Origin of the sequence: Acrocarpospora catenulata (genome assembly GCF_018476525.1) — a bacterium.
Taxonomy (GTDB): Bacteria; Actinomycetota; Actinomycetes; order Streptosporangiales; family Streptosporangiaceae; genus Acrocarpospora; species Acrocarpospora catenulata.
On record NZ_JAHCST010000048.1, the window covers coordinates 21,085 to 41,888 of the forward strand.

At 71.0% G+C, this 20,804-nt stretch carries 22 protein-coding genes; 12 read left to right on the forward strand and 10 right to left on the reverse strand.

The window, feature by feature from the left end; translation table 11 throughout:
• Positions 1–95 precede the first annotated feature (95 nt).
• Entirely contained in the window at positions 96–1,025 is a 930-nt protein-coding gene (locus tag KIP79_RS33840) for a hypothetical protein (RefSeq protein WP_214109045.1), read from the reverse strand.
• 159 nt (positions 1,026–1,184) lie between these two features.
• Here KIP79_RS33840 and mshB point away from each other — a divergent pair, with 159 nt between their 5' ends.
• Genes mshB through KIP79_RS33860 form a run of 4 tightly spaced genes read left to right on the forward strand, consistent with a single transcriptional unit; the run spans position 1,185 to position 3,459 of the window.
• Positions 1,185–2,078 (forward strand): N-acetyl-1-D-myo-inositol-2-amino-2-deoxy-alpha-D-glucopyranoside deacetylase, encoded by an 894-nt coding sequence (gene mshB / locus KIP79_RS33845; RefSeq protein WP_214109046.1) that lies wholly within the window; start codon positions 1,185–1,187, stop codon positions 2,076–2,078.
• 10 nt (positions 2,079–2,088) lie between these two features.
• Positions 2,089–2,541, forward strand: coding sequence for a DUF6113 family protein (locus KIP79_RS33850; RefSeq protein WP_214109047.1), 453 nt, complete (start codon positions 2,089–2,091; stop codon positions 2,539–2,541).
• Between the two features lie 4 nt (positions 2,542–2,545).
• The gene (locus KIP79_RS33855) at positions 2,546–3,025 is read left to right on the forward strand and encodes a flavin reductase family protein (protein ID WP_214109048.1); all 480 of its coding nucleotides are present in this window, start codon (positions 2,546–2,548) and stop codon (positions 3,023–3,025) included.
• A 20-nt stretch (positions 3,026–3,045) separates the two neighbouring features.
• Positions 3,046–3,459, forward strand: coding sequence for a hypothetical protein (locus KIP79_RS33860; protein ID WP_214109049.1), 414 nt, complete (start codon positions 3,046–3,048; stop codon positions 3,457–3,459).
• On the opposite strand, the gene cysS is transcribed toward KIP79_RS33860, so the two are convergent.
• From cysS to KIP79_RS33900, 8 genes are all read right to left on the reverse strand, one after another.
• Positions 3,456–4,838 (reverse strand): cysteine--tRNA ligase, encoded by a 1,383-nt coding sequence (cysS, locus tag KIP79_RS33865; RefSeq protein WP_214109050.1) that lies wholly within the window; start codon positions 4,836–4,838, stop codon positions 3,456–3,458. The two genes, KIP79_RS33860 and cysS, sit on opposite strands and share 4 nt — an antisense overlap.
• A 46-nt stretch (positions 4,839–4,884) precedes the next feature.
• Positions 4,885–5,871, reverse strand: a complete 987-nt coding sequence (locus KIP79_RS33870; protein WP_214109051.1) for a GH25 family lysozyme — start codon at positions 5,869–5,871, stop codon at positions 4,885–4,887.
• A 60-nt stretch (positions 5,872–5,931) separates the two neighbouring features.
• Entirely contained in the window at positions 5,932–7,749 is a 1,818-nt protein-coding gene (locus KIP79_RS33875) for a sigma factor-like helix-turn-helix DNA-binding protein (RefSeq protein ID WP_214109052.1), read from the reverse strand.
• 48 nt (positions 7,750–7,797) lie between these two features.
• Entirely contained in the window at positions 7,798–9,852 is a 2,055-nt protein-coding gene (locus tag KIP79_RS33880; RefSeq protein WP_214109053.1) for a UvrD-helicase domain-containing protein, read from the reverse strand.
• A gap of 11 nt (positions 9,853–9,863) precedes the next feature.
• The gene (locus KIP79_RS33885; protein ID WP_214109054.1) at positions 9,864–11,711 is read right to left on the reverse strand and encodes a hypothetical protein; all 1,848 of its coding nucleotides are present in this window, start codon (positions 11,709–11,711) and stop codon (positions 9,864–9,866) included.
• 149 nt (positions 11,712–11,860) lie between these two features.
• Positions 11,861–12,613, reverse strand: coding sequence for a class I SAM-dependent methyltransferase (locus tag KIP79_RS33890; RefSeq protein WP_214109055.1), 753 nt, complete (start codon positions 12,611–12,613; stop codon positions 11,861–11,863).
• 82 nt (positions 12,614–12,695) lie between these two features.
• Positions 12,696–13,772, reverse strand: coding sequence for an ABC transporter substrate-binding protein (locus tag KIP79_RS33895; protein ID WP_214109056.1), 1,077 nt, complete (start codon positions 13,770–13,772; stop codon positions 12,696–12,698).
• Between the two features lie 48 nt (positions 13,773–13,820).
• Positions 13,821–14,027, reverse strand: coding sequence for a putative acetyltransferase (locus KIP79_RS33900; RefSeq protein ID WP_214109057.1), 207 nt, complete (start codon positions 14,025–14,027; stop codon positions 13,821–13,823).
• Between the two features lie 96 nt (positions 14,028–14,123).
• Here KIP79_RS33900 and fdxA point away from each other — a divergent pair, with 96 nt between their 5' ends.
• From fdxA to KIP79_RS33915, 3 genes are all read left to right on the forward strand, one after another.
• A complete protein-coding gene (gene fdxA, locus KIP79_RS33905) occupies positions 14,124–14,450 on the forward strand; it encodes a ferredoxin (RefSeq protein WP_214109058.1) in 327 nt (108 codons plus the stop codon).
• A gap of 95 nt (positions 14,451–14,545) precedes the next feature.
• Positions 14,546–15,625, forward strand: coding sequence for a succinyldiaminopimelate transaminase (dapC, locus tag KIP79_RS33910; protein ID WP_214109059.1), 1,080 nt, complete (start codon positions 14,546–14,548; stop codon positions 15,623–15,625).
• An 11-nt stretch (positions 15,626–15,636) separates the two neighbouring features.
• The gene (locus KIP79_RS33915) at positions 15,637–16,251 is read left to right on the forward strand and encodes a DUF4178 domain-containing protein (protein ID WP_214109060.1); all 615 of its coding nucleotides are present in this window, start codon (positions 15,637–15,639) and stop codon (positions 16,249–16,251) included.
• On the opposite strand, the gene KIP79_RS33920 is transcribed toward KIP79_RS33915, so the two are convergent.
• On the reverse strand, positions 16,248–17,042 hold the full coding sequence (locus KIP79_RS33920) for a hypothetical protein (protein WP_308170038.1): 795 nt from the start codon (positions 17,040–17,042) through the stop codon (positions 16,248–16,250). The genes KIP79_RS33915 and KIP79_RS33920 overlap by 4 nt on opposite strands.
• A 39-nt stretch (positions 17,043–17,081) precedes the next feature.
• Here KIP79_RS33920 and dapE point away from each other — a divergent pair, with 39 nt between their 5' ends.
• The 5 genes from dapE to KIP79_RS33945 all read left to right on the forward strand — a co-directional run bounded on the left by dapE (position 17,082) and on the right by KIP79_RS33945 (position 20,798).
• Positions 17,082–18,128, forward strand: coding sequence for a succinyl-diaminopimelate desuccinylase (gene dapE / locus KIP79_RS33925; protein ID WP_214109061.1), 1,047 nt, complete (start codon positions 17,082–17,084; stop codon positions 18,126–18,128).
• Between the two features lie 206 nt (positions 18,129–18,334).
• On the forward strand, positions 18,335–19,150 hold the full coding sequence (locus KIP79_RS33930; protein WP_214109062.1) for an LOG family protein: 816 nt from the start codon (positions 18,335–18,337) through the stop codon (positions 19,148–19,150).
• Complete coding sequence (locus KIP79_RS33935) at positions 19,147–19,716, forward strand: LOG family protein (RefSeq protein WP_214109063.1); 570 nt, start codon at positions 19,147–19,149, stop codon at positions 19,714–19,716. The genes KIP79_RS33930 and KIP79_RS33935 overlap by 4 nt, the downstream gene beginning before the upstream one ends.
• A gap of 43 nt (positions 19,717–19,759) precedes the next feature.
• Positions 19,760–20,221 (forward strand): hypothetical protein, encoded by a 462-nt coding sequence (locus KIP79_RS33940; protein WP_214109064.1) that lies wholly within the window; start codon positions 19,760–19,762, stop codon positions 20,219–20,221.
• Between the two features lie 4 nt (positions 20,222–20,225).
• Positions 20,226–20,798 carry a DNA-3-methyladenine glycosylase I gene (locus KIP79_RS33945; protein WP_214109065.1) on the forward strand — a complete coding sequence of 191 codons (573 nt, stop codon included), beginning with the start codon at positions 20,226–20,228 and terminating at the stop codon, positions 20,796–20,798.
• The last annotated feature ends 6 nt before the right edge of the window (positions 20,799–20,804 follow it).

The following is a 20,804-nucleotide window of genomic DNA, read 5'->3' on the forward strand; positions in this document are numbered from 1 at the left end:
CGCCGACGTCCCAGATGTGACACCGGCCGATCGAAATGGTCGCGGATGCGGTACGAGACCGCCAGACCGGCTCCAGGATGGCTCCAGGGACGGCTCTAGTACGGCTTGCGGCGGCGCGGGTCCTCTTCCGGCTGCTCGCCGTGGATCGGGTAGACGGCGGTTCCGTCGCCCACGTGCTGGCCCGGGATGGGCTCCTGGACGGTCCGCTCGATCACGTACCCCTGCGCGTAGTGCTCCTGGTGCGGGGCGACGTACGGGGGCTGCCCCTCCTGGCCCGGGTACACGTAGGGCGGCTGCGGGTACGGCATCGGATACGGCACCGGCACGTAGCTGACCACCTGCGGCGCGTACGGCTGGACCGGGTAGCCGGGGTAGGGCACCATCCCGCCGTGGGCCATCGGCATGCCGGGGCCGAGCGCGTGCGGGGGGATCGGCCCGGCGCGGCGTACGGCGGCGGCGTGGGCCAGGCGGCGCAGCCGGCCCTCGAAGACCAGCCAGCCGAGCAGCGCGAGCAGCACCAGCAGGGCGGCCGGGGCGGCCAGCTTCCGGCTCAGGTTGACCTGGTCGAACTCGGGGCTGGCGTTGCGGATCTCGATCGGCACGGTCTGCGGCTCGGGATCGGTGAAGGCCGGGCCCGACGCGCTCGGCTCGGTGGTCGGCCTCGCCGGCGGGAGCTGAACCGCTTCCTCGGACTCGGTGGCGGTCTCGCTCGGCGGCTCGATGATCGGATCGCCGGTGGGTAACGTCTGCGCAACCGTCGGAATCGGCGCCGGTGTCGTCGACGGCGCTTCCGGCTGCGAGGCCGCGCCTGACGGCGACGGGGTGACCGTCTGGGTGACCGTGACCACCGGATCCGCCGTGGGATCCCCGCTCCCGGACACCGTCATGGTCACGGTGATCGTGTCACATTCCCCTTGGGCGCACGGATCCACCGGCCCCGCGTAGGCGCTGGCGGCCGCGATCATCACAACCACGCCGACCGACGCCAAGGTAGCGGCCACCGTGGACGCGACCCGTCGTCGCACGCGTCCAACCACCGCGACCTCCCACGACCATCAAACTTTTCCGAGCCAAGCAAATACTAGTCACGCAAAGCTCAGGTAAACCTACCGCCAAGCCACAACCACCCAATATCAACCAAACCTCGGCTCCACCGCTACAGATGCCGACGATATGGTCGGGGGATGACTGAGCGGCGGTTGTTGCTGGTGCACGCCCATCCCGACGACGAGAGCATCGGGACCGGGGCGACGATGGCGAAGTACGCCGCCGAGGGGGCCCAGGTCACGCTGGTGACCTGCACGCTGGGGGAAGAAGGGGAGATCATCCCGCCGGAGCTGGCGCATCTGGCGGGGGAGGACGCGCTGGGCGAGTACCGGACGGGGGAGCTGGCGCGGGCCTGTGCCGCCCTCGGGGTGAGCGACCACCGGTTTCTCGGGGGTCCGGGTCGCTGGCGGGACTCCGGGATGATGGGCGCGGCCAGCAACGGTGATCCGCGGTGCTTCTGGCGGGCTGACGTGGGGGAAGCCGCCCGGCTGCTGGTGGAGGTGATCGAGGAGGTCCGGCCGCAGGTCATGGTGACCTATGACGAGATCGGGTTCTACGGGCACCCCGATCACATCAAGGCCCACCGGGTGGCGTGGCGGGCGTTCCAGACGGTCCGGGGGAGTTCGGTGGAGGTCGCGAAGTTCTACCACACGGCGCTGGCGCGGTCGGTGATGCGGCGGTCGGCGGAGGCGATGCGGGCGGCGGGCGCGGCGTTCCCGGCCTTCTGGGCGGAGGGGGCGATCGATGACCTCCCGTTCGGGGCCGAGGACACGGAGATCACCACGGAGGTCGACGCCCGGCCGTACGCGGAGGCCAAGCTGGCGGCGATGCGGGCGCACGCGACGCAGATCTCGGTGGACGCGCCCTGGTTCGCGCTGTCCAACAACATCGGGCAGGAGGTGCTGGGGGTCGAGCACTTCATCCTGGCCGACGGGGTGCGCGGTCCGGGCGGGCCTGGGGCGCCGGTCGAGGCCGGGGGGATCGGCGAGCCCTATGACCTGGAGGTCGGGCTCTTCTCGGGGATCGGCTAACCTCGGCGGCATGATGGGCATGCTCGCCCCGGGGGTCGCCCCGGAGGTTCCGGACGGTTCCGAACTCCCGGGCGCTCGGGCGGCGGCCATCACCGGGGCCGCGTACGGCGTGCTGCTCATCCTCGGGGTGGTGCTCGGCGTGCTGGGCGGTTTCAGCCACGCGTGGTACCTGCAGGACATCCCGATCGCGGCGGTGGGGTGGGTCGTGGCGCTGTTCGCGCTGCCGTGGGGCATGGGCCGGTTGATGGGGACCCGGCTGGCCGCGCTGCTGCCCATGCTCTCCTGGCTGCTGGTCTCCTTCGTCCTGTCCGGCCGCCGCCCCGAGGGCGACCTGACCATCGCCGGCGACCTGGCCGGCTATGTCTACCTGTACGGCGGCATGCTGGCCTCCGCGGTCGCCGTCCTGTTGATCCCCTCAACGGGGGGCTCCTGGCTACTTCGGCAAAATGTCCGAATAAAGTAACCCCGTGTACGCAGACAGGGACCTCTACCGCAAGGTGGTCGGCCGCTTCGCCACCGGCATCGCCATCGTGACCACGGTGGACGAGGGCATGGACCACGCCATGACGGTCAACTCCTTCAGCTCGGTCTCCCTGGACCCGCTGCTCGCCCTGTTCTGCGCCGAGAAGATCGCCCGGTTCCACGACTCCGTGCTCAGGTCCGGCGTCTGGGGCGTGTCCGTGCTCGCCGCCGAGGCCGAGGAAACCTCCCGCTTCTTCGCCCACCGGGGCCGTCCGCTGGCCGGCCGGCTGGCCGGGCACCCCCACCACCGGGGCATGTTAGGGGTGCCGCTGCTGGACGAGGCGATCGCCACCCTGGAGTGCCGGACCACGGCCACCCACTCCGCCGGTGACCACACGATCATCGTCGGCTCGGTCGAGACGGTGGGCACCCCCCAGGACGGTGAGCCCCTCCTGTACCACGAAGGCCGTTACCGTCGCCTGTGATCCGGGTCACCATGGGAGGCATGAAGCCACGCCACCAGGCCCGGCGGGTGATCAACTGGGTGAACCTGTCCACGCCGCTCGGCCTGCTCATCGCCCGCGTCGGCGGCGCCACCGTCCGCCGGGGCGACCTCGGCCTGGTGTACGCGCACGGCTACCGCATCCCGTTCCCGATCGCCGGCGCGTTCACCGTGGGCAACGTCATCCTCACCAAGCACCCCGACGGGTTCCTGCACGGCAGGCTGCTGGCCCACGAGGCCAGGCACGCCTCCCAGTACGCCGCCTGCCTCGGCCTGCCGATGCTGGTGCTGTACGTGCTGAACCTGACGCTCTCGTACGCGGTCACCGGAGACCTGGCGTCCTGGAACGTGTTCGAGCGCATGGCCAACCTGGAGGACGGCGGCTACCGCCGCTGCCCGCCCCGCTGGCGGCGCTAGAACGTCCAGGTCTGCCCGGAAGGGGTGTCCGCGACCTTGACCCCGAGGCCCGCGAGCGTCTCCCGGAGCCGGTCGGAGCCCGCCCAGTCCCGGGCCTCCCGGGCGCGGGCGCGCTGCTCCAGCAGTTCGGCCGCGCCCGGCGGCAGCGCGGGCACCTTGCCGATCTCGGTGGACAGGTCCAGGCCCAGGAGGTGGTCGAAGTGCAGGAAGGTCTCGAACTTGGCGCCGGGGGCCACGTCCTCGGCCCGTTCCAGCTCGCGCAGCACGCGCAGCGCGGCGGGGGTGTCCAGGTCGTCGTCGAAGCAGGACTGCACGCGCTCGCGGTACCCGGCGTCGATGGGCCTGCTGGGTGACTCCGCCCATTCGGCCACCTTGGCGCGCCAGCGCCGTACGGTACGGTCGGCCGCCCGGAGGGTGTCCCAGGTGAGGTTCATCTGCTGGCGGTGGCGGTGTTCCATCAGCGCCAGCCGTACCGCGAGGGGGTCGAGGCCCTCGGCGACCACGTCGGCCAGCAGCACCACGTTGCCGGTGGACTTGGCCATCTTGCGGCCGTCGAAGAGCAGGTGCTCGCCGTGCGCCCAGTGGCGGACCACCTCGTGGCCGGTGGCCGCGTCGGACTGGGCCCGCTCGTCCTCGTGGTGCGGGAAGCGCAGGTCGATGCCGCCGGTGTGCAGGTCGATGCGCTCGCCGAGGTAGTGCAGGGACATGGCCGAGCACTCGATGTGCCAGCCGGGGAAGCCGCGGCTCCACGGGGTGTCCCAGGTCATGTCGCGGTGGGAGTGCTTCCAGAGCGCCCAGTCGGCGTGGAAACGTTTGCGGGTGTCGACGCCGTCGACCCGGTGCCCGGGCCGCAGCGCCTCCAGCCGATTTCCCGAAATCTCGCCGTAGGAGGGGAAGGACTGGGCGTCGAAGAAGACCGAGCCGTCCGTGCCCACGTAGGCATGGCCCTTCTCGATGAGCTTGGCGATCAGCTCGATCATCAGGTCGATGGTCTCGGTGGCCCGGGGGGTGTGCTCCGGCGGGCGCAGGTTCAGCGCGAGCGCGTCCGACCGGAACGCCTCCTCGTAGAAGCGCGCGATCTCCAGCGAGGACCGGCCCTCGGCCCTGGCCTGGGCGAGGACCTTGTCCTCCCCGGTGGGGTCGATCTCCGCGTCGTCCACCAGATGCCCCACATCAGTGATGTTCTGGCAGACCACCGCCCGGGCCCCGTGCCGCTCGACCACCCGCCGGACCAGATCCGCGAACAGGTACGAACGGAAATTTCCGACATGGGCGAAGCGGTAGACGGTCGGCCCGCAGGTGTACATCCGCATCGAACGAGCCCCTGCGGGCAGAACCGGCAGCACCTGCCGGTGTCGCGTGTCATAGAGCCGCAACATGCTCCGAGCCTACCCACGGGGACCCATCCAGATCAGCTGTGCGAGATCACCCGCGCAGCGTCAGTTTCGCCGACCCCACCGCCACCCGCAGGCCGACCGGGGCGGCGCCCTTCACCTTGGTGGCCACCGTCAGCTTCACGCTCTTGCCCGGGGCCAGCTCGGGCAGCTTGCACCGCAGCACGGTCGCCGTGACCCTGCACGCCTTCGGCGCCTTCACCAGCTTGTTGGAGCCGAACGTCTTGCCGTACACGCTGAGGCCGGTCGCCGCCCGCGCCCCCGTGTTGGTGATCGTGATCGTGTACGCGTTCCGCCGCACCGCCCGCCCGGCCAGCTGGTACCGGATCGGCGGGAAGGCCAGCGCACGCAGCTGCGAGGCGGTCCCGTTGAACCGGTCGGCGCCCCCGGCGTGGTTGCCCTTGGCCGCGGACTGCCAGAAGGTGTGCTTCTTCCAGGCGGACGGCAGCTCACCCACCGACTTCCCCCAGCGCGCCAGCCACAGGGGATTGCGGGCGAACTCCAGCGAGTCCCCGGTGCAACTCCGCCACCAGGCCGTGGTCGTATAAATGATCACATCCCGCCGCGTCCACGCGCGGTACCGGTTGGCGAAGTCCCTGATCCAGTCGACCATCTCCTCCTGGGAGAGCCCGTAGCAGTGGTCAAGCTTGTTCAGGCTGTTGTACGGGTTGTCCTCGACGTCCAGCACCCCCGGCAGGGTCTTGCCGTCAGGAGTCCACCGGCCCCCGTTCCGCACGAAGAAATCGGCCTGCGCGGCCCCGCCGGACTCGTGCGGCTGGGCGAAGTGGTAGGCCCCACGGTAGATCCCCGCCGTGGACGCCCCCGCGAACTGCGAGGCGAATCGCGGGCTCTTGTAGTCCAGCCCCTCGGTGGCGTGGATGAACGCGAACCCCGACCCCTTCTGGGACACCGACTCCCAGTCCACATCTCCCGTCCAGTTGGAGACGTCCACCCCCGGTATCCCGGCCACGGCCATCGCGACGGCAGGCGTCAGCAACCCCGTAAGTAAAAACTTCACGAAAAATCCCCCCGTAACGGACAAGTGCCGAAGATCCTGACAGATCTCCGGCGACGCCCGCTACAGGAACGCGAGAATGTCGCGGTCGCCGCGCTCCCGGAGCCGTGCCAGGACTTCCTCCCTGCCCGCGCCGTCCGGCAGCCCGATCCGCGCCCCGATCAGCCGCAGCCCCTCCGCCTCCGAGGCCACCGGCGCGGTGTACCCGATCAGGTGCAGGGCCCGGTTGAGCGCGGGCAGCCCGGGCGGGCTGGCCGGCAGGAACCGGGTCAGCAGCTCGCCGCCGTCCGACACGGTCAGGAAGACGTGGTCGCCCTCGGCGGCGTTGTACTCGGCCAGCACCGGGCGGATGGACCCCATGGTCGGCTGGTTGTGCCAGCTGATCACCACCTCGCCGGCGGCGGTGGAGGCGGTCAGCTGCCCGCCGGGGGCCATGCCCAGGTGGGCCGCGAAGCCGGTCGGCAGCGGGGAGCCCGAGCCGCGCAGGTGCTCGGCGTTGACGTCCACCCGGTGCCACCAGCGCCCGTCCCGGCTGCGGAAACAGCGGCGGGTCATGGACACGTCCCGGCGCGGCTGGTACTCGCTCTGCTCGGCGCCCGCCACCCGGATCCAGCCCCGCTGGGTGCGCTCGAACCCGGGCCCGCCCGCGTACGCCCGGACCGAGCTCTCGCTCACCTCGTACTTGGAGGTCAGGCTGGACACGATGGTGTTGACCGAGGCCTCGCCGCCGGCCCGCTGGATCTCCCTGGCGATCATCTCCCGGATGCCCAGGTACTCCTCGCCGCCCCACCGGGCCAGGCCGTACTTGTTGCGGTCGAGCCGGATGAACCGCTCGTCGGCGGTCAGCTGGTTGCGGATGCCGACCAGGCTGTAGTCCTCGCCGATCCGGGTCTGGATCTCCTCAGGGGACAGCGGCGTGCCGGCCACCGCCAGCACCGCCTCGGCCTTGTCGTTGACGCTGCGCGGCCAGGGCACCACGTACCCCTCCAGCACCCGCAGGTGCGGCACCGCGGCCAGCCACCGCTCGGCCACGTCCTCCCGCACGCCCAGCTGGGAGACCATCTTGATGGCGTCGGACAGCGGCACCGGGCCGTCGGTGAACAGGCCCCGGGTCTTCTCCCGCAGCTCGTCCGCGCCGCCCGCGATCAGCCAGCCGTCGGTCTGGTCATAGCCGGTCAGCAGGGTGCGGATGAACCGCCAGGCGGGGATGCCCAGGGTGGCCAGCTCGCTGCGGTGCCAGGGCACCGCGGCGGCCAGGTCCTCGGCGGGGACGGCAGAACCCAGCCGGGTCCGCAGCCAGCCCAGGTGCGCGGTGAGCGGGGCCGCGTCCGCGCCGGCCAGCCAGGCGTCCACGTGGTCGCGCAGGTCCCGTTCGATCTGCCGGATGCGCTCCCGGGTGACCGAGAAGCGCTGGGCCAGCTCGTCCAGGGTGGCCCGCTGCTCGGCGTAGAGCCGGTCCCTGGCGATCGCCCGCTGCCGGTCGTCCAGCCGCGCGAAGACCGCGTCCACCAGCTCGGGCAGCGGCCGCTCCGGCGCCACCGGGGCCTGCTCGCCCGGCTCGGTCTCCAGCAGCTTCTCCAGCAGCCCGGTGAACATGCGGTGCACGCTCTCCCTGCTCCCCGGGGTACGCGCCGACTCCACCGGATCGGTGAACCTGAGCAGCGGCATGATGTCGCCCAGCGCCAGATGGCCCCAGCACGCGGTGGCCAGATCGGCCAGCCGGGACGCCACCTGTGCCGTGCCCACCGCGGCGCAGGCCCGGTCGATCGGGAGCGCCTGCCACCACGCGTCGGGGAGACCGGGGTCGCTGGCGATCGGCTCAACCTGGCTGGGCGCTGTCCAGCGCAGGGGAGGCACGATGTCGCTCAGGCTCAGATTCATGCAGGTCCAACCGGCAAGGGGAATATATCCGCAGTTCAGATTAGGGGATCAGGTGGGCAGGAAGGGACTCGCCCGGCCGGAGTAGGACACGTACAACAACTCGTTCGCGCGCGTGCAGGCCACATAGAGCAGCCCCCGTTCTCGTTGCAGGTCGTGGGCCCGCGCGGTCGGATCCTCGGTGGCGGGCGTCAGGGCTTCAGGCGAGGGGACAATCCCATCCGCAACGCCTATCACGGCCACCCGCCGGAACTCCAGACCCTTCATGCCATGGAGTGCCGTCACCTTCACCTCGATGCCCGCCGCGCGCAGCGCCGCCCGCGCGGTCCTGACCAGTTCCACGGTCCTGGCCGTCACCGCGACCTCGTTCGGCGGCACCCCGTCGGCCAGCCACTCGCTCACGTGCGCCACCAGACCGGTGAGCTCCGCTTCGGGGCTGACGTACTCGCGGACCATCGGCCGGGTGCCGTGCTGGAGCGAGCGGTAGCCGTACATCTCGGATATGCCGTCCACCAGGCCGTCCACCGGACCGCCGCCGCGCAGCCGCACGCCGAAGGAGAGGATCTCGTGCGGCAGCCGGTAGGAGATCTTCAGGTGGAACCGCCGGATCGGGATGCCCATCCCGGCCAGCGAGGCCCGGTTGCCGAACATCCGCTGGTGCGGGTCGCCCACCACGAACAGGTCGTTGGGCCCCGGCGGCACCGCCGCCCGCAGCAGCCGCCACTGCGCCGGGTGCAGGTCCTGCGCCTCGTCCACCACGATGTGCCGGTACGGCTCCCGCCCCGGCGCCTGGTCCCCCAGCATGTCCCCGGTGGACTGCCCGAGCAGGTCGGCGGCCTCGCTCACCAGCTGGAGCAGGGTACGCCGCCCGGACTGCCGGAGCCGGCCCACGGCGTGCTCGACCGCGTGCCAGACATTGGTCCTGATCTCCGGAGACAGGTCCACCCCCCGGCCGGGCCGCTCGGCCGCCAGGTACTCCTCCAGTGTGCGCAGGTTCTGGGAGAGGATCACCTGCTCCCACTCGCGGAGCAGGAAGGCCGCCCCGAACCTGCTCCCGGCCGCCTCGTGCCAGAACTTGGCCACATCCCCGACCAGAGTCGGCGAGCGGCCCTCGTGCTCGGCCACGATCCGGTGGGCCAGCCGGTCCACGTTGGTGACCTCGACCCGCTTCCTGATCACCTCATCATCGATGATCATGTCCAGCTTGGCCGCCAGCTCGTTGGCGAGCACCTGGGAGAAGGTGGCCAGCAGGATCGGGCCGGTACCCGCCCTGGCCAGGAAGGCCGCCCGGTGCAGGACGATGATCGTCTTCCCGGTCCCGGCGCCACCGGTGATCAGCGCGGGCTGCTCGTAGGTCTCCCAGTGCGAGTAGGTGTGCTGCGGCGGATAGAGGAAGGTGCACCAGTCGGGCACGGTCAGGATGCGGTCCAGCTCGACCCGGTCCGCCGCGAAGGCCGCCTTGCTGGGGGTGCGCACCAGCGCGGTGAGCAGGTCGTCCTCGTCGATGGTCTCGGCCAGCATGCACCGGCATCCGTCCAGCTCCCGCCACGCCTCCGCCAGCGAGCCGCCCTGGGCCAGGCAGGCCAGCGGCGCGTACTGGCTCTCCGGCAGCAGCGGCTCCACCGCGGCCAGGTGCGCGTCGGTGGACATCAGCCGCAGCAGCGGCAGCAGCCGTTGGTCGATGCCCAGGTTGAGCAGGTCGGTGTCGCAGATGTGGCTGTACAGGCGGCGGGTGGACCCGGCCGAGGAGCGGCGCAGCGCGGGTTCCACCCGGTCCAGCGCCTCGGCGTCCCAGACCTCGATCACCCCGATCGCCGAGTTCACCGTGAACAGGTGGCGCTGGGCGTAGTTCCACGCCTCGGCGTCCGGCAGGATCGCGACCAGCCAGTAGACGTCCCGCTGGCGGACCACCACCCCCCGGTACCGGTCGCTCAGCCGGAGTGTGGCCACCCGGGGGTCCCGGGCGTTGCGCACCCGCTCCGGGGTCGGCCCGGCGGGGGAGTTGTGCAGGAAACGGCGGACGGCGACCGCGGCGTCCCGGCGCACTGGCCGGGCCAAGGCGCTGAGCTCCTTGGTGAAGTCCAGAGAGACCGCGAGTCGTGGCATGGGTCCCGTCGCTATCCGAGCAGGGACAGCAGATCGCGGTCCCCGCGCTCCTGGAGTCGGGACAGGAGATCGGCGGTGCCGACCGGGCCGGTCAGGCCGATCCGGGTGGCGATCACCTTGGTGGCCTGGTCCGGCGTGCCGCCGGGGGCGGTGTAGCCGACCAGGCGCAGCGCCCGCGAGGTGCTGTCACCGCCGGAGGCCGCGGGCAGGTGGCGCACCCGCAGCATGCCCTCCTCGGAGAGGGTGAGGAAGATGTGCCCGCCCTCCTTGGCGGCCACCTCGGTCAGGATGCGTTGCAGGGACCCCAGCGCCGGGCGCGCCTCCCAGCTCATCTCCACGTCCCCGGCGGCGCTCTTCACGGTACGGCTGCCGCCCTGGGCCAGCCCGAGGTAGGCGGCGAAGCCGCTGGGCAGCGGGACCTCGCCTCCGGTGAGGTACTCGGCGGTGACGTCCACCCGGAGCCACCACCGGCCGTCGGGCTGCCGGAAACACCGGCGGGTGAGCGCGACGTCCTTGAACCCCGGGTCCTTCGGCTTCACCTCGCCACTGAGCACCGTCTCCGGCTGGGGTTCCGGCTTCCGCTCCGGCTGGGGTTCGGGTTGTTCTTCCGGCTTCGGTTCCGACTTAGGTTCCGGCTTCGGCTCCGGCTTCGGCTCCGGTTTGGGTTCCGGTTTGGGCGCGGGGGCGGCGGGCGGGGGCTGGGATGCTGGGGGCCGGGTCTGCCGGGGTTGCGGGCGGGGTTTCGGCTTCGACTTGGGCTGGGCGCCGTTGCTGCCGCTCTGGATGCGCAACTGGGGCACGTTCTCCAGCCACTCCTTGGCCACCTCGGGATGGATACCCAGACTGGAGACCAGCTCCAGGGCCCGGCTCACCGTGGGCGGCCGGTCCGCATTCATGATCAGCCCGACGGTCTTCTCGTGCAACTCCGCCAGGTCCCCGGCGACCAGCCACTCCCCGGACACCTCGTACCCGGGCAGCGCGGCCAGCACGAACTGCCAGGCCGGCACGTCCAGCGAGCGGAGCTCCTCCTCGTGCCACTCGGCCGCCCCGATCAGCCGGGTCTTCGGCGCGGCCACCCCGAGCTGCACCACCATCTGGTCCACATGCTCGCGGAACGGCGCCGACTCCGGACTGGCCAGCCACTCCGCCAGCCGGGCCCGCAGCGCCTTCTCCATCGCCTCGATCAGCCCGGCGGGCACGGCCAGCAGCCGGGCCAGCTCCTCCACCGGGGTCGGCGTGTCGGTGAAGACCCGGTTCTGCGCCACCATCCAGGTCTGGTCGTCCAGCGCGGCGAACACGTTGTCCAGCAGCAGGGGCAGCTCGGCCCCGGAGAACCCGGCCCGGGGGGCGGGGACGGCCACCGCCGGGGGCTCCACCCGGATCGGTTCCCAGGGCTTGAGGGCCAGCGGGCCCTGCGCGGCGGCCGGTCGGGGCGCGGCGGCGGTGCGCGGCGCGGCCGCCGGGGTTGCGCCGAGGCGGTGGAACACGGCGGCGAACAGCGCGGTCAGCACCGGGCGGACCTTCACGAACGGCTGGTCGCCCAGCTCCCGCCCGGTCAGCGCGAGCAGCCCGGTCCAGGACCCGGCCCGGTCCAGCGCGATCGCCACCTGGGGGTCGTCGGCCTCGTCGGGGTCCAGCACGTGCAACGCGGGCAGCACATCCCCGATGGCCGCCGCCGGCCACAGGTCCAGGGCCAGCTCGGTCAGCATCTCGGCCAGCTTGTCGGGGCCGGTCGTGGCCAGCACCCGGGCCATCGGCAGGCTGCGCCACCAGGCGTCCGGCAGGTCCGCGGGAACGGGGACGTTGGCAGCGTCACTCCAGCGCAGCGGTGGCACAAGGTCACTCAGGCTAAAGTTCATCGCCATCCCCATCACGTACGTAAGACCAGACCATAGTCTGGCAAATCCCTCGCCGCGGCGGGAGTTTCCTCAGTGACGTCCAGAACCAGCGCCGAGCCGCGCGCGTGTGACCGAACCCGTGCGTCAACCCCGTATCCGGGTAATCACGGTCAACTGCGTTCCGCGGCGAAGCGCAGGCGCACGTAGTCGGCCATCCAGCCGGACTCCCGGCGCAACGCGGGGGCCGCGAGTTCGTTGACCCGGCGGAGCAGGGGCTCCACCGTCCCCACCGGCACACCGTCCAGCAGCGAGTGGGCGAACATGCGCACCCAGTCGGCGGCGCCGTTCGGGCACTCGTCCAGCGGGGTGGGCCGATCGAAGTATTCCACCAATCGCACCGTGAAACCGGCCCGCTCCAGCCGTACCGCGTACTCGGCGGGGCTGGGAAAGTACCACGGGAGCTCGGGCTCGCGCAGGCCGTACTCGCGCCAGGCGGTGAGCATGGCGGAGGTGAGCGCGGCGCAGTTGCCGGCTCCGCCCAGCTCACCGACGAACCGGCCGCCCGGACGGAGCGCCATCCGGACACAGTCCAGCACCGCGTCCGGGTCGCGGCTCATCCAGTGCAGCGCGGCGTTGGAGAAGACCGCGTCGTACGGCTGCGCGACGGTGAAGTCGGCCCCGTCCCCGACGGTGAAGTCCAGCCCGGGGAACTGGGCCAGGGCGGTCTCGATCATCGAATGGGATCCGTCGATGCCGAGCACCCGGGCGCCGCGGGACGCGATCTCGGCGGTCAGCACGCCGGTGCCGCACCCCAGGTCGAGCACGCGCTCGCCCGGCTGCGGATCCAGCAGCTCAACCAGTGGCGCACCCTGCGCGGAGACGTAGCCGAAAGAGCTGTCGTACGCGCGAGCGTTCCACCTCATGAGACTAGGGGTGTCATATCGCAAGATCGGCTCACATTCCACGGTTAGGCATACTGTACGGCCTTCGTGGAATGCGTGTTCGTTAACCGATCTGCTGTGCCCAATGTTGCTTGAGGTACGTCTTCGCGGCGTCCTGCTGGGGAATGGTGAGCGTCACCGGGGTTCCGGACACTTTGGGCAGCTTGGCGGCGGCCTCCTTGTCCAGCGTGTTCCGCATCTCCATGGCCTCCATCCGGACCGGCCGGGCGAACCCCTTCAGGAACAGGTTCTGGCCCTCGTCGGAGAAGAGGAACTCCTGCCAGAGCCGGGCCGCCGCCGGATGCGGCGCCTGCGCGTTGATGGCCTGCGCGTAGTGCGAGGCCAGCACCGCGTTCTGCGGCACGGTCACCTTCCAGTCCGGCCGCCCCTGCTCGGCCGCGGCGGCGCCCCTGGCCAGGTTGAGGTAGTCCCAGTCCAGCACGGCGGTGGCCTGCTCCGGCGAGGAGACCAGCGCGCCGGCCTTCTTCAGGTCGGTGAAGTACTTCAGGCCGCGCTCGGGGTCGGCCTTCCCGCCCGCCAGCGAGGCCGCCATCACCCCGCTGAACCCGGAGGCGGTCTTGGTGGGGTCGCCGGGCAGGGCCACCGTGTTGCCCGGCTTGATGAGCTCGGCGAAGGTGCGCGGAGCGGCCATGCGGCGCGGGTCGTACCCGATGGACATGTAGCCGCCGTACCCGGCGTACCAGGTGCCGGACGGGTCCTTCAGGTCGTCGGGGATGTCCTGCCAGCCCGTCACCTTGTACGGGGCGAACTTGTCGGCGTTGGCGACCGCCACGTCCAGGCTCAGGTCGTACACGTCCGGGGCCTGGCCGCCGGCGCCCTGGAGTTGCTGCTGGCTGCTCGCCATGTCGGGGCTGATGGCGTTGATCTTGATGTCGTACTTGTCGGCGAACCTGTCCATGATCTCGCCGAAGTTCACCCAGGTCCGGGGCAGCCCGATCACGGTCAGCGTGCCTTCGTTCCTGGCCGCCTCGGCCAGCCGGTCCAGCGTGCCGAAGCCCTGCTGGAGGCCGGCCGCCTTCGGATTGACCGGTGGCAGCTTCTTGTCATCCACCGGTGGCGTGGAACAGGCGGCCGAGGCCACCGCGAGCAGGGCGAACAGTCCGAGAACACGTGTGGTCACCCTTTGAATACTTGGCGCGAGGTTGCCCCAGGTCGAGCGGACACGCCGTCAGCCGGGCACGACCTTTGCCGCCACCATGACGTGCTCGGAGAACTCCACCAGCGTGCCGTCCCGCCTGCGCACCGCCAGCACGCCGCCGGACCAGGATTCCAGCACGCCCACGACATCGCGGAAGCCCTCTGGACAACGGCGTCGCACCGACACCCGCCGCCCCACGTCTTCCGCTGAGATGCTCACCACGAGATGGAAGGCCATCCTTTGGCCCCCTCCTGTTTCAGCCACCAGGCAGGCAACGCAATACTAGGCGTTAGCAACCGCGGCCGTGTTCGTGCCGGAAAGAAGGAGCCCGAGGTGACCTACGTCATCGCGCAGCCTTGCGTGGATGTCCTGGACAAGGCGTGCATCGAGGAGTGCCCCGTCGACTGCATCTACGAGGGCAACCGCATGCTCTACATTCACCCCGACGAGTGTGTGGACTGCGGGGCGTGCGAGCCGGTCTGCCCGGTTGAGGCAATCTTCTACGAGGATGACCTGCCTGAGCAGTGGAAGGACTTCTACCGCGCCAACGTGGACTTCTTCGAGGACCTGGGCTCGCCCGGGGGTGCCTCCAAGGTGGGCAAGATCGAGAAGGACCATGAAATCGTGGCAGCGCTGCCGCCGCAGGCCGAAGGCCACTGACCGAGCATTAAAACCGGCGGTCGGCCGCCTGCTGGGGGAAGCAGCCCGGCGGGCGGCTTCCGCATGCGCTCTGCGTGACTCGTAGGGGGACACCGTTGAAAGCACTGCCCGACTTCCCGTGGGACCGGCTGGCGCCGTACAAGGAGATCGCCCTGTCCCACCCGGACGGCCTGGCCGACCTGTCGGTAGGCACGCCCGTCGACTCCGTTCCCCCCTCGGTACGGCAGGCCCTGGCCGACGCCGCCGACAGCCCCGGCTATCCCCTCACCCACGGCACCCCCGCCCTGCGCGCGGCGGCGGCCGGCTGGCTGGCCCGGCGGCACGGGGTGCGCGTGGACCCGGAGGCGGTGCTCCCCATCATCGGCTCCAAGGAGCTGGTGGCCTGGTTGCCCACCCTGCTCGGCGTCGGGCCCGGTGACCGGGTGGTCTTCCCCGAGCTGGCCTACCCCACCTACGACGTGGGGGCGCGGCTGGCGGGGGCGGAGCCGTACCCGGCGGACGGGCTGGTCAGCCTGGGTCCGCAGCGGGTGCCGCTGGTCTGGGTGAACTCCCCCTCCAACCCGACCGGGCGGGTGCTGCCCGCCCGGCACCTGGCCAAGGTGGTGGCCTGGGCCAGGGAACGCGGCGCGGTCGTGGCCTCCGACGAGTGCTATATCGGGCTCGGCTGGGAGGACCAGCCGGTCTCGATCCTCCACCCCGACGTGTGCGGCGGCTCGCACCAAGGGCTGCTGGCGGTGCACTCGCTCTCGAAACGCTCCAATCTGGCCGGGTACCGTGCCGGGTTTGTCACAGGTGATCCGGATTTGGTGCGGCAGCTGCTAGAGGTCAGGAAGCACGCGGGCATGATGGTCCCCGGACCGGTCCAGGCCGCCATGACCGCCGCGCTCGACGACGACGAGCACGCCGATGACCAGCGCCTCCGCTACGCGGCGCGCCGAAACGCACTCCGTACGGCTTTGGTATCGGCCGGCTGGCGGATCGAGCACTCCCAGGCCGGGCTCTACCTCTGGGCCACCGACGGCTCCGACTGCTGGGACCAGGTCAAACGCCTGGCCGAGGCGGGCATCCTGGTGGCTCCGGGAGAGTTCTACGGCGTCGCGGGGAAAAACCACATTCGTATAGCGATGACCGCCACCGATGAGCGGATAAATGCGGTTGTGCGTCGGCTCCAGTAGCATCTCCCGCCATGACGACAGCGGTGGTGCTCGGACTGAGCCTCGCGACGCTTGTCGTCGTGCTGGGCGCGTTCCTGGCCACCACCCGGCAGGACCGGCGGAGCGCTCCCGCGGGCGCCGGTCTGGAGTTCGGCGCTGATCAGGGGCCCGGGTTCTTCGACCCGCGGACCATCAAGGTCGGCGACACCGTGCACATCGCGGGGGCGCGGTACAAGGCGATGGGCGCGCTCCATCTGTCCTGGCACGGCGAGCAGTGGACCGAGCACCTGCTGGACGACGGCACCCGCCGCTACCAGTGGCTCTCGGTCCAGGAGCGGGACGTCAGCCAGGGGGAGGCCCACCTGGAGGTCATGCTCTGGACCCAGGTGCCCGCGCAGGGCATGATCCCGGCCAAGAGCATGCTGATCATGGAGGGCGTGGAGTTCTTCCCGATCGAGCGGGGCACGGTGGCCTTCCGGGCCGAGGGCATGACCGGCCTGCCGGACCGGGGGCTGCTCGACTTCGCCGACTACCGGGCCAACGACAACCGGCTGCTGTCGTTCCAGCGGGTCCAGGGCGGGCAGTGGGTGGCCTCGTACGCGCACCCGCTCACCCCTGGCTCGATCCAGGTGGAACGGCTGGCCTAAACGACCGCGACGCTCTTGGCCTTTGGATCGGACTGCCAGCCGTCGTAGCCGTTCTCGGCGATCCACATCACGCCGTCGTAGCGGACCTCGCGCAGGCCGTACTTCTGGGCGTAGGCCACGTACCAGGTGGCCACCAGCCAGCTGTCCTTGGCGGCGGCGGCGCCCAGCGCCCGGGTCAGTTCCTTCCGTGCCGCCTCCAGGCGGGGGGTCACCGGCTTGTCGGCGGGCGGCCACCAGCAGTTCACGGCCTTGGGCACCCGGCCGCCGAACCCCCCGGCCAGGATGTTCGCGTCGGCCTCGTGCATGGCGTACGCGCTGCCGTCGGCGGAGCGCTGCACCTCCTGGGCGGCCACGTGCAGCGGCATGTCCAGGTAGCCGTCCACCTTCTCCAGCGCGGCGAAGAACTTGCGGGTCGAGTAGACCACGTCGAGCAGCTGCTCGGGGGTGCCCCAGCCCTGTGAGGGCCGCTGCTGGAACACCCCGACCGAGTCGCGGTCGCCGTAGGGGATGTTGCTCAGCTTGGACTCCTGGATGGCGGTCACGTACGCGATCTTCAGGGCCCGCTCGGGAAGCTTGCGCCGGGCCGCGACCGCGGCGATGGTGGCCGCCACCTGGGACTGCTCGATGTCCAGCTCCAGGGTGCCCGCGGGGGTGGTGATCCGGCAGTGCTCGCCCAGCGCGTACGTCCGGGCCTGTTGGAAGATCTTGTAGAGGGCGAAGAAGATGCCCGCGCCCAGCACAGCGACGATGGCCAGGATGATCAGTGCTGTTCTGGGAACGCGCCTTGTCACGAACCAGAACCTACCCTCCCGGGACATAGGCTCGGGAACATGCGATTGGATCAAGACGTCAGGGCGCTGACCGCCGAGTTGGTGGACCTGCCCTCGGAGAGCGGCCAGGAGAAGCCGCTCGCCGACGCGATCGAGGCCGCGCTGTCCCGTCTCGGCCACCTCACCGTGCACCGGGACGGCGCCAATCTGGTGGCCCGCACCGACCTGGGCCGCGCCGAGCGGGTGGTCGTCGCCGGGCACCTGGACACCGTGCCGATCGCGGGCAACGTGCCCAGCCGGGTCGAGGGCGACCGCCTGTACGGCTGCGGCACCTCGGACATGAAGAGCGGCCTGGCCGTCCAGCTCAAACTGGCCCTGCTGGAGCGTCCCAACCGCGACCTCACCCTGGTCTTCTACGACTGCGAGGAGATCGAGGCGGCCCGCAACGGCCTCGGCCACCTGGTCCGCGACCACCCCGACTGGGTGCGCGGCGACTTCGCGGTGCTGATGGAGCCCACCGGCGGCGAGATCGAGGGCGGCTGCCAGGGCACCCTCCGCGTGGAGGTCGCCACCACCGGCGTGCGCGCCCACAGCGCCCGCTCCTGGCTGGGCGTCAACGCGATCCACCAGGCCGCCGAGATCCTCAACCGGCTCCGCGACCACACCCCGCGCCGCCCGGTGGTGGACGGCCTCCAGTACCACGAGGGCCTCAACGCGGTGCTGATCCGGGGCGGTCACGCCGGGAACGTGATCCCCGACGAGTGCGTGGTGACGGTGAACTACCGGTTCGCCCCGGACCGTTCCGAGGCACAGGCCCTGGCCCACCTGGAGGAGGTCTTCGCCGGTTTCGCGGTCCGGCTGGTCGACAGCGCCCCCGGCGCCCGGCCCGGCCTGGAGAACCCGGTGGCCGCCGCGTTCGCCGCCACCGTGGGCGGCACTCCCCGGGCCAAGGTGGCCTGGACGGACGTGGCGCGTTTCTCCGCGCTCGGCGTGCCAGCGGTGAACTACGGCCCCGGCGATCCGGAACTGGCCCACAAAGTCGACGAGTACGTGGAACTTTCGAAGATCGTCGAGGCGGAACGGGTGATGACAGCCTGGTTGACCTGAGCTGACACCCGGGGAAGTACCCGTAGAAAGAAGAAAGTGGCTTTCCTCGCCGGCCATTTGGCGGGGAAAGCCACTTTCCGTCCCGAGCAGCACCCTCGAACCTTAGACGCGCCCTCCGCGAAAGCCGGTTCCGCTCGTTTCCAATGAATTTCAAGATTCTTTTCGCGGCCGTCACGGGCACCGCCTAGGACGGTACCGTGACCGCCATGAACACGTTCCGACCCGAGCGACGCCAGGGCCCCGCCCTGGTCCGCGGCAACCTGGTCTCCGACTCCACCGCGGACCAGCGCCTGCTGGACCGCCGCGGCCCCACCGACTGGGTGCACCTGGACCCCTGGCGCGTGCTGCGCATCCAGGCCGAGTTCGTGGAGGGCTTCGGCGCCCTCGCCGAGCTGCCCCCGGCCGTGACCGTCTTCGGCTCCGCCCGGACCAAGCCCGACGCTCCCGACTACGCCACCGGCGTGCGCCTCGGCCGCGCCCTGGCCGAGGCCGGCTACGCGGTCATCACCGGCGGCGGCCCCGGCTGCATGGAGGCGGCCAACCGCGGCGCCCTGGAGGCCGGAGGCCTCTCCGTGGGCCTGGGCATCGAGCTCCCGCACGAGCAGAGCATGAACCAGTACGTCGACCTCGGCGTCGAGTTCCGCTACTTCTTCGTCCGCAAGACCATGTTCGTCAAGTACTCCTGCGGTTTCGTCACCCTGCCCGGCGGCTTCGGCACCCTGGACGAGCTCTTCGAGGCCCTCACCCTGGTCCAGACCCGCAAGGTCACCTCCTTCCCCGTCATCCTGATGGGCACCCGTTTCTGGACCCCCATGGTCGACTGGATCAAGACCACGCTGCTGGCCGACGGCAAGATCTCCCCAGCCGACGTCGACCTGATCCGCCTCACCGACGACGTCGACGAGGCCGTGGAGATCATCGTCAACGCCGACCGCAAGCACGACGACACCGGGGAAGCCGAGCCCGCCACTGAGCCCACCACTGAGCCCACCGCCGAGCTCACCGCCGCGGACGCCCAGTGAGCGCGATCTGCGTCTTCTGCTCCTCCAGCGGGCGGATCGCCCCCAAGTTCCTGGAACTGGCCAGGGAGGTGGGCACCGAGCTGGCCCGGCGCGGCCACACCCTGGTCAGCGGGGGCGCCATCGTGTCCTGCATGGGGGAGGTGGCCCGGGCGGCGCGGGCCGGCGGCGCCGCCACGATCGGCGTCATCCCGCGGGTGCTGGTGGACATCGAGATCGCCGACACCGGCTCCCACGAGCTGCTGGTGACCGACGGCATGCGGGAGCGCAAGGCGCTGATGGACGCCCGGTCGGACGCCTTCCTGGTGCTGCCCGGCGGGATCGGGACCCTGGAGGAGCTCTTCGAGATCTGGACCTCCCGGGTGCTCGGCATCCACAACAAGCCGCTGGTCATCCTCGACCCCTGGGGCCTGTACGACCCGCTCCGCGCCCTGGTGGAGGGCATGTACGACCAGGGGTTCACCCGGCCCGACGTGTTCGACGCGATTTCCTGGACGGGCTCGGTCGAGGAGGCGTTCGACCTGCTGGACAAGCGCTCCCACATCATCCCCAGCGTGGACGAGGCCTGACCTAACCGGCTCCCGGTGGTGGGAGTTGTGGCACGATTCGTATGTGCTGCTGGTCGTACTCGTGGTCGCCGCCCTCGCCGTGCTGGGGTGCGTGGTGTTGGTGTCGCTGGGCAAGGGCGGCGAACTGGCGGAGTTCCCGCCGGACGTCCCGCCGCTGGAGTTGCCGGAGGCCGGTCGGCTCGACGCGGGCGACTTCGTGGACCTGCACCTGCCCATCGGCCTGGTCGGCTACCACACCCAGAGCGTGGACGAGACCCTCCAGCGGGCGGCCACCGCGCTGAGCGAGCGGGACAGCCGGATCGCCATGCTGGAGCAGCGGGTCTCCGAACTGCTGGCCAGCCGCCTGCAGGCCCGCCAGGAGGCCTACGCCCGCCCGGCCGAGCCGCCCAGGACCGAGCACCAGCCCGAGGTGCTCGACTGGAACGGCGCCCAGGCCGGCGCCACGGCCGAGATCACGGCCAACGGCAAGGCCGACGTGACGGCCGACGCCGAGGAGACGAGGTAGCCCTGTGGTGGTCCGCTGCGCCTGGGCCACCTCCGACCCGCTCTACGTCGCCTACCACGACCAGGAGTGGGGCCGCCCGGTCCACGGCGACGACGGCGTCTACGAGCGCGTCACCCTGGAGGCGTTCCAGTCCGGCCTGTCCTGGCTGACCATCCTCCGCAAGCGGGAGAACTTCCGCAGGGCCTTCGACGGCTTCGCCGTCCACCAGGTCGCCGGGTACGGCGAGGCCGACGTGGCCCGCCTGCTGGCCGACCCCGGCATCGTCCGCAACCGCGCCAAGATCGAGGCCGCGGTGGCCAACGCCCGCGCCGCCCTGGCCCTGCCCGGCGGCCTGTCCGCCCTGGTCTGGCAGTACGCCGACCCCGCGGCCCCCGTCCCGAAGACGATGGCCGACGTGCCGGCCATCACCCCCGCCTCCACCGCCCTGGCCAAGGACCTCAAACGGCACGGCTTCCGCTTCGTGGGACCCACCACCGCGTACGCGCTGATGCAGGCCATCGGCCTGGTCAACGACCACATCGCGGACTGCGTGGTGCGCACCGACCCGGACGCGGTCAGGCCACCGGCCGGAGCCTGACCCGCT